We start from the raw sequence: 14105 nt of genomic DNA, 5'->3' as shown, positions 1-14105 counted from the left end.
CGCGGCGGGGACGCGTGCGGCGGCGGTCACGATCCGGCTCCGGCGTACACGCCCTGCGCCGCCTCCACTCCCCCGCCCGCGGCCACCGCGGCGCCGTGACGGCGCAGCACCGCCTCGAGCGCCGCGAGCGTGGTGAGCACGGCATCCTTCCGGGCGTTGTACCCCATCGTCCCGATCCGCCAGACGCGGCCGTGCAGGGGACCGAACGAGGTGCCGATCTCGATGCCGAAGTCGCCGAGCAGCTCCGCGCGCACCGCGTCGCCGACCACCCCCTCGGGGATCTCCACCGCGACGACGTTGGTCATCTTGTGCGCGACATCGCCGAAGACCGTGAGGCCGAGGCCCTCGACGCCCGCGAGCATCGCGTCGCCGTGCAGCCGGTGTCGTTCGATCACGGCATCCCGGCCCTCGAGCAGCAGCACGCGCGCGCACTCGCGCGCGCCGTAGAGCATCGTGGTCGCCTCGGTGTGGTGGTTCAGGCGCCGCGGTCCCCAGTAGTCGAGGATCATCGCGAGATCGAAGTAGTTCGAACGGATGAAGTCGGATGCCGAGGCGTCGCCCTCCTCGCGGATGCCGGCCTCGACGCGGGCGCGCGAGCGCACCACCTCGACGGCGCGGTCGGACAGGCTGATCGGCGCCGAGCCGGAGGGCCCGCCGAGGCACTTCTGCAGGCCCGCGGTCGCGGCATCGAGCCCCCAGGCGTCCATCTCGAACGGGTTCCCGCCGAGCGAGGCCGTCGCGTCGGTGTAGAACAGGGCGCCGTGGGCGCGGCAGATCTCGCCGATCTCCTCCAGCGGCTGGAGCATCGTGGTGGAGGTGTCGCCTTGCACGCACGCGACGAGGTGCGGCTTCACGCGCGCGATCGCCTCGCGGATCGCCGAGACCGGGAACACCTGTCCCCAGGGCACCTCGATCGTGTGCACGTCGGCGAGGGCGCGCTCGGCGATCTCGGCGAGGAGGTGCCCGAAACGCCCGAACACGGGCACGAGCACGCGGTCGCCGGGGCGGATGAGCGAGACCATGGCGGCCTCGATGCCTGCACGGCTCGTGCCGTCGACGAGGAGGGTCGCGTCGTTGTCGGTGCCCCAGACCCGGCGGTACAGCTCCTGCGTCTCGGTCATCGTCGCGGTCATGAACGGGTCGTACTGCCCGACGAGCGGGGCGCCCATCGCGCGCAGCACGCTCGGGTAGGCCGAGATGGGCCCGGGGCCCATGAGCAGGCGCGCGGGCGGGTCGATCGGGCCGGGGAGGTGGGACATCAGGACTCCGTGGGGTGGGGCGGGACGGCGGCGAGGGCGGCCAGACGACGGGCGAGGCGGACGAGGGCGAGGTCGGTGCCCGCGCGCGACACGAGGCAGACGCCGACCGGCGCCCCCTCCACGCTCAGCAGCGGCACCGACACGGCGGGGAGCCCGGCGATCGCGGCGGGGGCCGTCATGCGCAGAGTCGCCGCGCGGACGGCGTCGACGTCGGCGGTGCGCTGCGGCGCGGGCCCCGGCACCGTGGGGAAGATCAGCACGGCGTCGTCGACGAGCTCGGCGAGGTCGGCGGCGATCGGTTCGAGCTCGGCGCGAGCGGCGCGCTCCTGATCGGCGGTGATCCGCGCGGCGACGCGGAAGCGCTCCGCGACGGCGGCGCCCACGGCCCCGGGGTGCGCGCGCATCCACTCCCCGTCGTTGCGCCACGCCTCGGCGCCTTGCACCGTGCGGAACGCGGTGAAGGCGGCATCCAGGTCGCCCGCGTGCACCGCCCGGAAGGGCGGCGGATCGTCGGATGCCGCCAGGGCGGCCAGCAGCTTCGAGAAGGCCTCGCGGGTCGAGGCGTCGACGCAGTCGAGGATCTCCTCGGGCACGAGGAAACGCCAGGGGAGGTCGGCGCCCGATGCGCCGTAGACGTTCTCGGTCGAGGCCGAGCCGTCGTAGCTGAGGCACCAGTCGGCCACGCGCTCGAGGGTCTCGCCGTCGCGCGTGAGCCAGCCGATCGTGTCGAACGACTGCGCGAGCGGGAGCATGCCCTGGCGCGGCACGAGGTCGTGGGTCGTGCGGAGCCCCCACAGCCCCTGGTACGAGGCGGGCACCCGGATGGAACCGGCCGTGTCGGTCGCGAGGCCGATGTCGGCGTGGCCGAGGGCGACGGCGGAGGCCGGTCCGCTCGACGAACCTCCCGGCAGGGCCCCGACGACGGCGCCGTTCGGCGGGGTGCCGTAGTGCGCGTTGTCGCCGGCGATCGAGTAGGCGAACTCGTCGGTGCGCGCGATGCCGCGCAGCGACGCCCCACCCCGCAGCAGGTCGGCGACGGCGGGAGCCGTGGCCTTCTCGGGCCGCGCCTGTTCGAGGTAGGTCGGGTTGCCCGCACCGATGCGGAATCCGGCGATGGCGAAGAGGTCTTTGACCGCGACGGTGAGTCCTTCGAGCGGGCCCTCCCAGGCGCCCTGGAGGAAGGGATCGCCGACGCTGCGCCAGATCGTGCGGTCGAGGGCGGGGGTGCGCGGGGTGACGTGGGCCGCGGTGATGAGCCAGCGTCCGTCGATCCGCTGCCACACCTGCGTCTGCAGCCCGCGGCCTCCCCCGCGGAAGGCCGAGACCGACATCAGAAGGGCCACGTCGTCGCCGAGGGGGCGGTAATGCACCTCGCTGATGTCGCGGGGCGGAACGCCGCCGCGCAGCGCGCGGAAGCCGCTGATCGCGTCGTGCCCCACCAGCAGCCCGGCGGTGTCGCCGCGGAGCGTGTCGGGCCCGGGAGCGAAGAACGCATCCAGCGCGTCGAGGTCGTTCGTCACGATCGCGCTCTCGTAGGCGTCGAACGCCGCGCGCAGGTCGGCGGGGACGGTCTCGGTCATCGCTTCTCCTCCCCTCGCGCCCGGCGTGCGCCGAGCGACCGGCGTGCGTCGAATGACCGGCGTGCGCCGAGCGACCGGAACACGCCGAGCGGTCGCCCCGCCGCGACGCGTGTCGGGGACACGCGGTCGGGATCCGGACGGGCGGGCGCCTCGACGCGGGCGAGGGCGGCGGCCAGAGCAGGGGTCACGGGGTGTCTCCCTCGGGGACGGATGCGGATCCGGATGCGGATGCGGATTCGGATGCCATGGCCTCGGGCTCGACGGCCGCGACGCCCGCGAAGTCCGCCTCGCGGATTCGCGCGTGCACACCCGAGACGATGTCGACCACCTGGGAGATGTCGAAGTCGGTCGCGGCGCTCAGGTAGGCGTAGGCGAGGTGCTCGGCCATGCCCCACCGCCCCTCGATGAGCGCCAGGGAGGCACGCACGCACGCGCGCATCGCCGCGTCGAGGTCGGGATCCATGCCGGTCGGCACGAGGTATTCGGGCGTGCGCACCAGCGGGCCCGTGACCTCGCCGAACGCCGCGCGGGCGGCATCCGCGGGGATCACCTCGAAGCGCAGCGTGGCGCGCAGCGAGGCCTCGAGGGCGGTGAGCGCCACCTCGCCGTCGCCCTGCGCGAAATGCGGGTCGCCGACGTAGGCGAGCGCTCCCTCGACCTGCACCGGCAGGAAGAGGGTCGTCCCCTCGACGAGGAGGTTGATGTCGATGTTGCCGCCGTTCGGGCCCGGCGGGACGGAGTGCGGCCGTTCCTCGGCGGCCACGGCCACGCCCATGGTGCCCAGGAACGGCGCCAGCGGGAAGGCCACCACCGGCTCGCCACCGTCGACGATCGGGAGGGTGCCGTGCAGGACGCCGTCGCGCTCCGACACCGCCGCGAAGACGCTCACGTTGTGCTCGCCGCGGGGCAGCTCCCCCACGAGGGCGCCCTTGCCGTGGCGGTTCGAGATGACGCCGTAGGGCACGCGCGGCGCGAGGGTCTCGACGGTGATCTTGAGCAGATCACCGGGGTGCGCCCCGCGCACGTGCACGGGCCCGACCACCACGTGCGGTCCGTCGGCGAAGGGGTCTCGGGCGACGGATGCCGCGATCTCGACGGCGTCGTCGAGCACCTCTTCGGCGGGAACCCCGTGGGTCGCGAAGTAGGCGCGGGGGTCTTTGCCCTGGTCGTCGAGGATGCCCTCGTGGCTGACCGTGTCGAAGGTGACGCTCTCGCCCGAGGAGATCTCGAGCACGGCCGCGTCGGTCGCGCACGGGAGGCGCCCCCACAGCACCGTCGCGGGGGTGGCGGCGACGTAGTGATCGCCGGGGATCGCGCCGACACCGGGCTGCAGGATCGGCACGGGCCCCGAGGCCTCGGTCACGGCGCTCACGCCTGCACCGTCGCGGTCGCGCGGAGGATCTCGCGCCCCTCGCGCTCGGTCACCGGCGCCCCGCGGCGGTAGGTCGAGACTCCGCGTAGCCAGGTCTCGCGAACCACCCCCGTCAGCGTCGCCCCGTGCCACGGCGACACGGGGTTGCGGTACTCGAGGTGGGCGGCATCCACGACGAACTCCTCGTCGGGGGCGAAGGCGACCAGGTGCGCGGGGGCGCCCGGCTCGATGACGCCGAGACCGGCGAGCCCGGCGATGCGCGCGGGGCCGGTCGTCATCAGCGGCAGCAGGGTCTCGAAGGCCAGGCCCCGCTCGCGCGCCGTGGTGTGCACGGCCGACAGGCCCGTCTGCAGACCCGCGATCCCGCCCCACGCGAGGCCGAAGTCGGGGTTGCTCTTCAGATCGACCGTCGCCGGGGAGTGGTCGCTGACGATCGCGTCGATCGTGCCGTCGACGACCCCCGCCCAGAGCAGGTCGCGGTTGACGCCGCCGCGGATGGGCGGGCAGCACTTGAAGGCGGCCGCGCCGTCGGGCACCCGCTCGGCGTCGAGCGTGAGGTAGTGCGGACACGTCTCGACGCTCAGGCGCACGCCCTCGGCCTTCGCCGCCCGCACGGCGTCGAGCGCCCCTCCGTCGGACACGTGCACGATGTGCGCGCGGGCTCCGGTGCGACGGGCGGCCTCGATGACCCGTTCGATCGCGGCACGCTCGCTGAGCGGGGGCCGGCTCCGCTCGAAGTCGCGATAGCGCGGCCCCAGGGCTCCGTCGGCGTGCAGGTGGGCGGGGTCTTCGGCGTGCACGATGAGGAGCCCGTCGAACTCCGCGAGCTCGGCGAGGCAGCGCTCGAGCTGGTCGGCGTCGAGATGGCCGAACTCGTCGATGCCGCTGGGCGAGAGGAAGCACTTGAACCCGACCACGCCGGCGTCGGCGAGCGCACGCAGCGACCCGAGGTTCTCGGGCACGGCTCCGCCCCAGTACGCGACGTCGACGGCGAGCTTTCCGCGGGATGCCGCGCGCTTGGCCCCCAGGGCCTCGACGGTGGTGGTGACCGGCACGCTGTTCAGGGGCATGTCGACGACCGTCGTGACCCCGCCCGCCGCGGCGGCCGCGGTGCCGGTGGCGAAGCCCTCCCACTCGGTGCGGCCGGGCTCGTCGAAGTGCACGTGGGAGTCGACGAGGCCGGGCAACAGCGTCGCGTCTTGCGGCAGGACGGTGTCGGCGGCGGCGTCGAACTCCTCGATCGCGACGATGAGGCCGTCGTCGATCACGACGGTGGCGGGCGCGAAGGCGCCGTCGAGATAGACCCGACGGGCGGCGATCCGAGTGCTCATGCCGTTCACGCTAGGGGCCCCGCGTTTCGCGAATGTAACCGTCATCAACATTCACGCGAACACCGCGAAATCGCTCGTCTGGGGAGGAGCCGCGGGCGCCTCACCGTTCGTAGCGGAGCCCGCCGCCCGCGACGCACCGTTCGGGGCGGATTCCGCACCTCGGGGCGCGAGAGACTCGCCCCGAACGGCGGATCGCGCCCCGAACCCCAGAGTTCCGGACCTCGAAGCGGTCGCAGCTCCCGAAGCCGCCCTCGCAGACGCCGTTCCCGCACCCGGGTCACCCGGGGCACCCGAGGCACCCGAAGCCGAACCCGCGCCCGCAACCGGCACCCGCGGCGGCAGCGCGTACTCGTCGCGTTTGCTCGTACCGAGGCCCATGCGCACCATCCCGGATGCCATGCCCACGGCGGCCGCGACCCCGTCGACCACGGGCACGCCCACGCGGGCCGTCAGCTCGGCGCACAGGTCGGCCATCCCGGCGCAGCCGAGCACGATCACGTCGGCCCCGCCCGCGGCCGCGTCGGCGCTGAGGCGCTCGATCGTCGCAACCGCCTCCGATCCGGTGTCCTCGAGATCGAGCACCGGGATGCCGGTGGCCGCGAGCGACACGCACGACCGCTCCATGCCGTACCGGGCGACGAGGTCGTGCGCCCGCCCGAGGGTGCGGCTGAGCGTCGTCACGACGCCGAAGTGCCGCCCCGAGATCGCGGCCAGGTGCATCGCCGCCTCGGCGATGCCGACCACGGGCGCGGCGACGAGCTCGCGGGCCGCGTCGAGTCCCGGATCCCCGAAGCACGCCACGACGTACGCGTCGGCCGGGGTCGGTCCGTCGCGGTCGGCGACCACCAGCTCGACCACGGCGGCGGCGGCGGCGATCTCGTCGGTGTGGCTCTCGATCGCGGCGGCCCCGTTCGTCGGGCACACCGCCTCGATCTCGACGCCGGGCCCGGCCACCCCCCGGGCGGCGGCCGCGATCTTCGCGGTCATCGCCCGGGAGGTGTTCGGGTTGATGAGCAGGATCCTCACGCGAGCGCCTCCCGCGCGGATCCCCCGGCCGATCGGGGCAGCGGACCCGCCCCGGGCACGGCATCCGGGGTCTCGATCGCGAGCACCGGAACCTCGGCGGGAGCGGGGGGCGAGGCGACCGAGGCGGGCGCGGCCACGGTGTCGGTCTGGTCGAGCGTGCCGTCGGAGATGCCCTCCGTCTCGCCGTCGAAGGTGGGGATGCGGGGATCCCGGCGCTCGAACAGGAGGAACAGCACGTATCCCAGGCCGCAGCCGATGAACCAGCTGTAGTCGCTGATCGCCGAGACGTCGAACAGGCCCAGGTCGGCGAAGAGCTTCGGGAAGATCGCGATCGCGACCGTCGGAACGCCCGCGGCGATGACGGCCTTGACCGCGTTCGGGTTGAAGCCGTTGCGGTACCAGTAGGGCCCGGCGGCATCCATCGTGAACATCGCGTCGACCTTCACGCGCTGGCGGGCGGCGATGTAGTACCCGGCGATCAGGATGCCGAACAGGGGGCCGATCAGCGCACCCAGCACGCCGAGCGAGTAATGGATGGCGTCGGCGTTGGAGTACCAGTTCCACGGCATCAGGAACGTCGAGCCGACGGCGGCGATCATGCCGCCCGCGCGCCACGAGATCTTCTTCGGAGCGACGTTGGAGAAGTCGAACGCGGGCGAGATGAAGTTGGCGACGATGTTGATGCCGACCGTCGCGGTGACGAACGTGAGGCCGCCGAGCAGGATCGCGAAGGGCGTGTCGATGCGCTCGACGGTCGCGATCGGGTCGGTGATGAGGTCGCCGAACACCGGGACGGTGGCGGATGCCGTGATGACGGTCAGCAGCGAGAAGAAGAGGAAGTTGACGGGCAGGCCCCAGAAGTTGCCCTTCTTCACCGCGCGGAAGCTCTTGCCGTAGCGGGCGAAGTCGCCGAAGTTCAGCATCGGGCCGGAGAAGTACGACACCACCAGCGCGATCGCGGCGAACATCACCGGGATCGAGGCCCAGAAGTCCAGCTGCGTGGTCGACAGGGTGAACGAGATGTTCTGGATGCCGGCCTGCGACACGAGGTAGACCGCGAGCACGATCATCACGAGGTAGACCGCCGGTCCCGCCCAGTCGATGAAGCGGCGGATGACCTCCATGCCGTTCCAGAAGAGCAGGAACTGCGCCGTCCAGAGGATCGCGTACGAGATCCAGCCGAGTGCCGACAGTCCCGCGAACGACACGTCGAGCAGGGCGGCCGAGCCCGGGATGAACTTCAGGAACACGATGTTCAGCGACTCCGCCGCGAGGAACGTCTGCACGCCGTACCAGGCGATGGCGATGAGGCCGCGGATGATCGCGGGGATGTTGGCCCCGCGGATGCCGAACACCACGCGGTTGATCACGGGGTAGGGCACGCCGGTCTTCTGGCTGGGCTTGGCGACCATGTTCGCGAAGACCTGCACGATGACGATGCCGACGATCAGCGCCACCAGCACCTGCCACGACTGCAGGCCGAGGGCGAACAGCGAACCGGCGGTGACGTAGCCGCCGACCGAGTGCACGTCGCTCATCCAGAACGCGAAGATGTTGTAGCTCGACCACTTCTGCTTCCGCAGCGGCGCGAGGTCCTCGTTGGCGAGGCGGTCGTCGTAGTGGGGCTTCATGTTGCCGCCCCCGTGGGGGTGGCCGGCGGCCTCCACGAGATCGTGGGGACCGGTGAGCGGGGTCGATGTCATGTCATTCCTCTCAGGGCGATGGATGCCACGACGTGGAGTCCGCGGCCGGAGTGGAGCTCTGATGTGAAGTTATGGGTTCACACGGCGCGGCCGGTTTCGCTCATGTAACGAGCATGTGAAGTCGCTCCTTCACGTCGAGAGGCTCCCTAGACTCGGGGCATGACGCAGCCGCCCCTCGCCGACGCCGTCGATCACGACGCCGCGACGACCGGCTCCTCGCCCGCGGGCACCACGACGACCGAGCCCTCGGCATCCGTCGGGGCGCGGGTCCGCGACCTGCGGCAGGCGCGCGGGATCTCGGCCCGAGCGCTGGCGAAGTCGCTGGGCATCTCCCCCAGCGCCGTCTCGCAGATCGAGCGCGGCGTGATGCAGCCGAGCGTCTCGCGCCTGATCGCCATCACCGACGCCCTCGGCGTTCCCCTGGTCGCGGCCTTCGACCCGGCATCCGACCGCCCCGTCGAACCCGCCGGCCCGTCGGGCTTCACCCTGCAGCGCGCGGGGCAGTCTCCCGACATCGTGCTCGACAGCGGGGTGTCGTTCCGCCGGCTCACCCCCGGCTCCTCCCCCGGCGTCGACTACTTCGAGTCGATCTACCCGCCCGGCGCCTCCGCCCACGGCGCCGACGGCCTGTTCCACCACGAGGGGTACGAGGTCGGCACGGTCGTCGCGGGCGAGCTCACCATCGACTTTGAGGCCGAGCGCGTGATCCTCCGCGCCGGCGACGCGATCAGCTACCCCTGTTCGGTCCCTCACCGCCTGCACAACACCGGCACCGCGGATGCCGTGGCGCACTGGCTGATCGTGCACGCCTGATTTTCCGGTAGGAAATTTCTCCTTGCGAGAAAAATTTCCTCCTGAGAGAATTCTCCTGGGAGGAAAAGTGGACAGCGAGAAGATTCGGAGCAGGGTGCAGGAGTACGGCGTCGACCTGGTCGGGGAGATCCCCTCCGCCGACAATCCCGTGACCTCACTCATCGTGACCCGCGGGGCTCAGCATCAGGCGATGACGGCCATTGGGGCCTCACCCCTCACCCTCGACGACGTGGAGCGGGTAATGCCCCTCGATTTCGGAGCCCCCGTCCTCGCGCTCGGCGCCCGCATCACTCCGCGCAACGCCGATCACCTGCGCGGCGCCGGCATCAACTACTTCGACGAGGCAGGCAACGGCTATCTCGCGTTCGGAGATACCCTCATCGACGTGCGCGGGCGGACCCCCCGCACACCGGGAGAACTCCGCAAGCCGACGAAGAGCGCCTCGCTCTTCACCGAGAAACGATCGCAGGTCATTCTCGCGGCGATCAGCTGGCCCGACCTTCTCTCCGGACGGCTGCAAGACCTCGCCCGCGCCGCCGGGGTTTCGGTGAGCTTCACGCAGAAGACACTCGTTGCACTCGAAACGGCCAACTACCTCGACACCTTCGGCCCGCGCGATTCGGGGTCACTCCGAAACATCGACTCACTGATCGACGGGTGGTCAGCAGCGTTCTCGAGCGGCCTCGGGTCACGAGAGAACACGCGAACTTTCCGCGGCGAATTCGACCCATCCGCTCTCCCCGACGACGGGCCGCCGCTGTATCTCAGTGGAGAGGCCGTAGCACCGTGGATCAGAAGGCACATGACCTGGACCATCTACACGGACGGCATCCCCCGAGACGCCGCACGGACGGGCCGGTGGGCGAGCGACGATCTCGAGCCCACGATCTTCGTACGGCAGAAGTTCTGGACCGAGCCGGTGCCCGCGGAAACCTTCGCAGGTACACGAGTACTCGTCGCGCCCCCACTTCTCGTCTACGCCGATCTCCTCGCGTCCGGCGATTCCCGGGAACGAGAAGCGGCTCACCACCTCCGCGGCAACAATGCTCGACTTCGCGCGGCTTGATCACCGCCTCCTCGATGACGTCGCGGAGGCAGTCCATCAGCTGGTGAGCAGGGCGGGCGTGGATCCCGCCGGAATCATGCTCGTCGGGGCGCGGTGTCGTGACGCCATCCACTCCGCGCTGGGAAGAACGACCCCGACTCGACAGACCGATGACCTGGACCTGGCGATCGCGATCGCGTCCTGGCAGCAGTTCGAGCGAATCGGCGAAACGTTTCCCTCGATCCGAGACAACGACATCGCCTACCGAATCGCCGATCTCCCCGTCGACATCGTGCCCTTCGGGACCGTCGCCGAAGACCCTCGCGGCCTCACCCGGCCCGCACCACGGGAGGAGGACATCGTCGTCTTCGGGTTCCGCGAAGTCTTCGATCGGGCTGCGTCGCTGGAGCTCGCGAGCGGCGAATCGATCCGCCTCCCTCAGCCCGAGGGATACACGCTCCTCAAGGTTCGCGCCTGGGCAGACCGGTCGCCCGACGACAAAGATGCGAAGGACCTGGCCGTCGCGCTCGACTGGTATGCGGAAAGCGACGACGTCCTCGATCGCCTTTACGGCGACGACATCGACGTCGCCGAGCTCTACGGTTTCGATCTGGCCCAAGGCGCCGCAGCCCTCCTCGGCGGCGACGTGCGCCGACAACTGGATCCTGAGGATGCAGATGATCTGGCCGCGCGTTTCGCTCAGCTCGACTCGCGTCACCTCGCCCGAGAGCTCCTCGGGCTACCGGAAGACGGCGCACGACGAACGGCTGTCGTTCAGGCCTTCGCCCGCGGACTGCGCGGAGATGCCTGACCCCGGAATGTTCCCCACAGCAACATCGCCGACACATCGCGCCACAGCCCCGTAACGCGCGCCGCCTAGCCTGACCGGCATGCACCTGCACGACTTCCATGCCCTCGACGACGCGGAGGCCACGGCCGTCGTGCGCGTGTGGGCCGACATCCCGGGCTGGGTCGACGCCGTCGTGGCCGGTCGGCCGTACACGAGCGTCGACGCCCTCGTCGCCTACGCCGGCGACCTCGCCTCGACCTGGTCGCCGGAAGACCTCGCCGCCGCCCTGCACGCGCACCCCCGCATCGGCGCGAGGGTGTCGGGCACCGGCGCCGAGGCGGCGGCATCCCGTCGCGAACAGGGATCCATGGCATCCGCCGCCGACGACGACGTCGCCGCGATCGCCGCCGGGAACGCCGCATACGAGGAGCGTTTCGGCCGCGTCTTCCTCATCCGCGCAGCCGGACGCACGCCGGGCGAGATGCGCGCCGAGCTCGAACGACGGCTCGCCAACGACCCCGACGCCGAGACGATCGAGGCGACGCGACAGCTCGCCGAGATCGCCCTGCTGCGCCTGCGCACCGCCTTCGCCGACGACGCCCCCGACGAGCCGGAGGCGGCGGAATGACGCGCCGCACCCCCGCTCCCCTCCGCGCACCCGTCGCCCGGGGCTGCGCCCGCGGAGCCACCGCCCTCACCTGCGCCCGAGGAGTCGCGCGATGACGCACCTCACCACCCACGTCCTGGATGCCACGGCCGGCACGCCCGCAGCCGGAGTCGCCGTCACGCTGGCCCACCTAGACGGCGCGCTCATCGCCGAGGCGATCACCGACGCCGACGGCCGCCTCGCGCTCGGCCCCGAGCTCCTGGCCGACGGCGACTACGCGCTGACGTTCGCCACCGGCGCGTACTTCCGCGCGCGCGGGGTCGCGTCGTTCCACCCCGTGGCGACGGTCGCGTTCACCGTGAGCGGCGAGGCCCACCTGCACGTGCCGCTGCTGCTGAGTCCGTTCGCCTACTCGACCTACCGCGGCAGCTGAGGAGAGTCATGAAGGTCATCGTCATCGGCGCGGGGGTCGGCGGGACCTCCGCCGCCCTCGCCCTGCAGAAGCTGGGTCACGAGGTCGTGGTCTACGACCGCATGCGCGAGAACCGCCCGGTCGGCGCCGCCCTGTCGCTGTGGTCGAACGGCGTCAAGGTGCTCAATTGGCTGGGTCTCGGCCCGCAGGTCGCCGCCCTCGGCGGCCGCATGGACGACATGGCGTACTACGACGGCCACACCGGCGACGAGCTCTGCCGCTTCAGTCTGTCCCCCGTCACCGAGCGGACGGGCCAACGCCCCTACCCCGTCGCCCGCGCCGACCTGCAGGCGCTGATGATGGATGCCGTCGGCCCGGCGAACATCCACCTCGGCCGTCAGCTGGTCGCCGTCGCCGACGACGGCGAGACGGTCACCGCGACTTTCGCCGACGGCTCGACCGACACCGCCGACCTGCTGATCGGCGCCGACGGGGCGCGCTCGCTCGTGCGCGACTACGTCACCGAGCTCACCGGCATCCGCCCGGAACGCCGCTACTCGGGGTACGTCAACTACAACGGCCTCGTCGCCGCCGACGAGCGGATCGGTCCCCTGGACCAGTGGACCACCTACGTCGGCGACGGCAAGCGCTGCGCCGTCATGCCCGTCGCCGGCGATCGCTTCTACTTCTTCGTCGACGTGCCCGGACCCTCGGGCGTGGTCGAGGACCGCATGGCCGCGCTCGAGCACGCGTTCGGGCAGTGGGGCGCCCCCGGCGTGCGGGCGCTGCTCGACGGCATCGACCCCGACGAATCGCTGAACCGCGTCGAGATCTGGGACATCGACCCCTTCGATACCTGGGTGCGCGGGCGCGTGGCGATCCTCGGAGACGCCGCGCACAACACCGCCCCCGACATCGGCCAGGGCGCCTGCTCGGCGCTGGAGGACAGCTTCGCGCTCGGGATCGTCTTCGCCACGTCGACCCTCGGCATCGAGGACTCGCTGAAGCGCTACGAGCGCATCCGCACCGAGCGGGCAGGCGACCTGGTGCTGCGCGCCCGCAAGCGCGCGCACGAGACGCACGCCTTCGACGTCGCCGCGACCCAGGCGTGGTACGACGGCCTCCGCCGCGAAGACGGAACGGGCGTCATCCGCGGGATCGTCGGCAACATCGAGGGCAGCCCGGTGGAGCTGGGCGCGAGCGTCCTGGGCTGAGGGGCTCCGCGGCGCGCGGGGGCTGAGTCCGCGCGATGCGCTCGCGGCTTCCGCGCCCGTGGCCGAGCCAAACTCCGGAAGATTCGAGAGCCGCGCACCCGGCGACCGCGCAAATGCGCGGCATCCCGCCCCGCAACACCCGGAATCTCAGGAGTTGCGCACGTCGCCGAACGGCGACCGCACCTCGATAGGGGCGCCTCAGACGCGGAAGACCGCGTGCACGTCGTCGCCGAGCACCTCGCGGCCGCCGAGGCCGTCGATCTCGAGCAGCGTCGCGATCCCGACGACCTCGCTGCCCACCGCCTGGAGCAGGTCGCGTCCGGCGCGCAGGGTGCCGCCGGTGGCGAGCACGTCGTCGAGCAGCAGGACGCGGGCGCCCGCGGCGTTGTCGTCGTGCATCTCGATCTGCGCCGAGCCGTATTCGAGGTCGTACGACATCGACGCCGCGGGGCGAGGCAGCTTGCCCGCCTTGCGGATCGGCATGAGCCCCACGTCCGCGGCGATCGCGGCGGCCCCGGCGAGCAGGAACCCGCGCGCCTCGACTCCCGCGACGGCGTCGAAGCGGCCCGCGAAGGGCTCGATGAGCGCCTCGACGACGGTGCGCAGGGCCGCGGCATCCGTCAGCAGCGGGGTGATGTCGCGGAACACGATCCCCGGCTTCGGATAGTCGGGGATGCTGGTGATCAGCGATTCAGCGCGGGTGAGGGCGGAGGCGTCGGGCACGGGTTCCAGCCTAATCGCGGCATCCCGTCACCCCCTCCCTGCGCTCGCACCCCGCGCCCACGCCCCGCGCCCCGCGCCCCGCGCCCCACGCCCCGCGCCCCGCGCCCCGCGCCCCGCGCCCCAGCGTCCAGAACACCCGGACGTTTCCGCAGACCATCCGGATGTCATGGACACTCGATGGCTCACCGGAGCAATCCGACCGCGCGCTTGACGCGACTGTAAGCGCTTGC

At 71.8% G+C, this 14105-nt stretch carries 13 protein-coding genes; 6 read left to right on the top strand and 7 right to left on the bottom strand.

Features of this window, described 5'->3' with window-relative positions:
* Window positions 1–26: 26 nt before the first annotated feature.
* From RWH44_RS08045 to RWH44_RS08020, 6 genes are all read right to left on the bottom strand, one after another.
* Window positions 27–1259, bottom strand: coding sequence for a pyridoxal-phosphate-dependent aminotransferase family protein (locus RWH44_RS08045; RefSeq protein WP_316004167.1), 1233 nt, complete (start codon window positions 1257–1259; stop codon window positions 27–29).
* Window positions 1259–2839, bottom strand: coding sequence for an AtzH-like domain-containing protein (locus RWH44_RS08040; RefSeq protein WP_316004166.1), 1581 nt, complete (start codon window positions 2837–2839; stop codon window positions 1259–1261). Before RWH44_RS08040 ends, RWH44_RS08045 begins: the two co-directional genes overlap by 1 nt.
* Before the next feature lie 184 nt (window positions 2840–3023).
* The gene (locus tag RWH44_RS08035) at window positions 3024–4211 is read right to left on the bottom strand and encodes an acetamidase/formamidase family protein (RefSeq protein WP_437127275.1); all 1188 of its coding nucleotides are present in this window, start codon (window positions 4209–4211) and stop codon (window positions 3024–3026) included.
* Entirely contained in the window at window positions 4208–5542 is a 1335-nt protein-coding gene (gene allB / locus RWH44_RS08030) for an allantoinase AllB (protein ID WP_316004165.1), read from the bottom strand. Before allB ends, RWH44_RS08035 begins: the two co-directional genes overlap by 4 nt.
* A gap of 51 nt (window positions 5543–5593) precedes the next feature.
* Window positions 5594–6568 carry an aspartate/glutamate racemase family protein gene (locus RWH44_RS08025; RefSeq protein ID WP_316004164.1) on the bottom strand — a complete coding sequence of 325 codons (975 nt, stop codon included), beginning with the start codon at window positions 6566–6568 and terminating at the stop codon, window positions 5594–5596.
* Window positions 6565–8271 carry an NCS1 family nucleobase:cation symporter-1 gene (locus tag RWH44_RS08020; RefSeq protein WP_316004163.1) on the bottom strand — a complete coding sequence of 569 codons (1707 nt, stop codon included), beginning with the start codon at window positions 8269–8271 and terminating at the stop codon, window positions 6565–6567. Before RWH44_RS08020 ends, RWH44_RS08025 begins: the two co-directional genes overlap by 4 nt.
* A gap of 159 nt (window positions 8272–8430) precedes the next feature.
* Here RWH44_RS08020 and RWH44_RS08015 point away from each other — a divergent pair, with 159 nt between their 5' ends.
* From RWH44_RS08015 to hpxO, 6 genes are all read left to right on the top strand, one after another.
* Entirely contained in the window at window positions 8431–9084 is a 654-nt protein-coding gene (locus RWH44_RS08015) for a helix-turn-helix domain-containing protein (protein WP_316004162.1), read from the top strand.
* 67 nt (window positions 9085–9151) lie between these two features.
* Window positions 9152–10150, top strand: coding sequence for a type IV toxin-antitoxin system AbiEi family antitoxin (locus RWH44_RS08010; RefSeq protein ID WP_316004161.1), 999 nt, complete (start codon window positions 9152–9154; stop codon window positions 10148–10150).
* Entirely contained in the window at window positions 10128–10940 is an 813-nt protein-coding gene (locus tag RWH44_RS08005) for a hypothetical protein (protein ID WP_316004160.1), read from the top strand. The genes RWH44_RS08010 and RWH44_RS08005 overlap by 23 nt, the downstream gene beginning before the upstream one ends.
* Window positions 10941–11019: 79 nt before the next feature.
* Window positions 11020–11547 (top strand): 2-oxo-4-hydroxy-4-carboxy-5-ureidoimidazoline decarboxylase, encoded by a 528-nt coding sequence (gene uraD / locus RWH44_RS08000; RefSeq protein ID WP_316004159.1) that lies wholly within the window; start codon window positions 11020–11022, stop codon window positions 11545–11547.
* 91 nt (window positions 11548–11638) lie between these two features.
* The gene (uraH, locus tag RWH44_RS07995) at window positions 11639–11959 is read left to right on the top strand and encodes a hydroxyisourate hydrolase (protein ID WP_316004158.1); all 321 of its coding nucleotides are present in this window, start codon (window positions 11639–11641) and stop codon (window positions 11957–11959) included.
* Between the two features lie 8 nt (window positions 11960–11967).
* Window positions 11968–13152: an FAD-dependent urate hydroxylase HpxO gene (gene hpxO, locus RWH44_RS07990; protein ID WP_316004157.1), complete on the top strand. Its 1185-nt coding sequence runs from the start codon at window positions 11968–11970 to the stop codon at window positions 13150–13152.
* Window positions 13153–13350: 198 nt separating this feature from the next.
* On the opposite strand, the gene RWH44_RS07985 is transcribed toward hpxO, so the two are convergent.
* A complete protein-coding gene (locus RWH44_RS07985) occupies window positions 13351–13875 on the bottom strand; it encodes an adenine phosphoribosyltransferase (RefSeq protein ID WP_298870390.1) in 525 nt (174 codons plus the stop codon).
* Window positions 13876–14105 lie beyond the last annotated feature (230 nt).

Origin of the sequence: Microbacterium phycohabitans (assembly GCF_032464935.1) — a bacterium.
In the GTDB taxonomy this organism is placed as follows: domain Bacteria; phylum Actinomycetota; class Actinomycetes; order Actinomycetales; family Microbacteriaceae; genus Microbacterium; species Microbacterium phycohabitans.
This window is presented reverse-complemented; position numbering and strand designations above follow the sequence as displayed.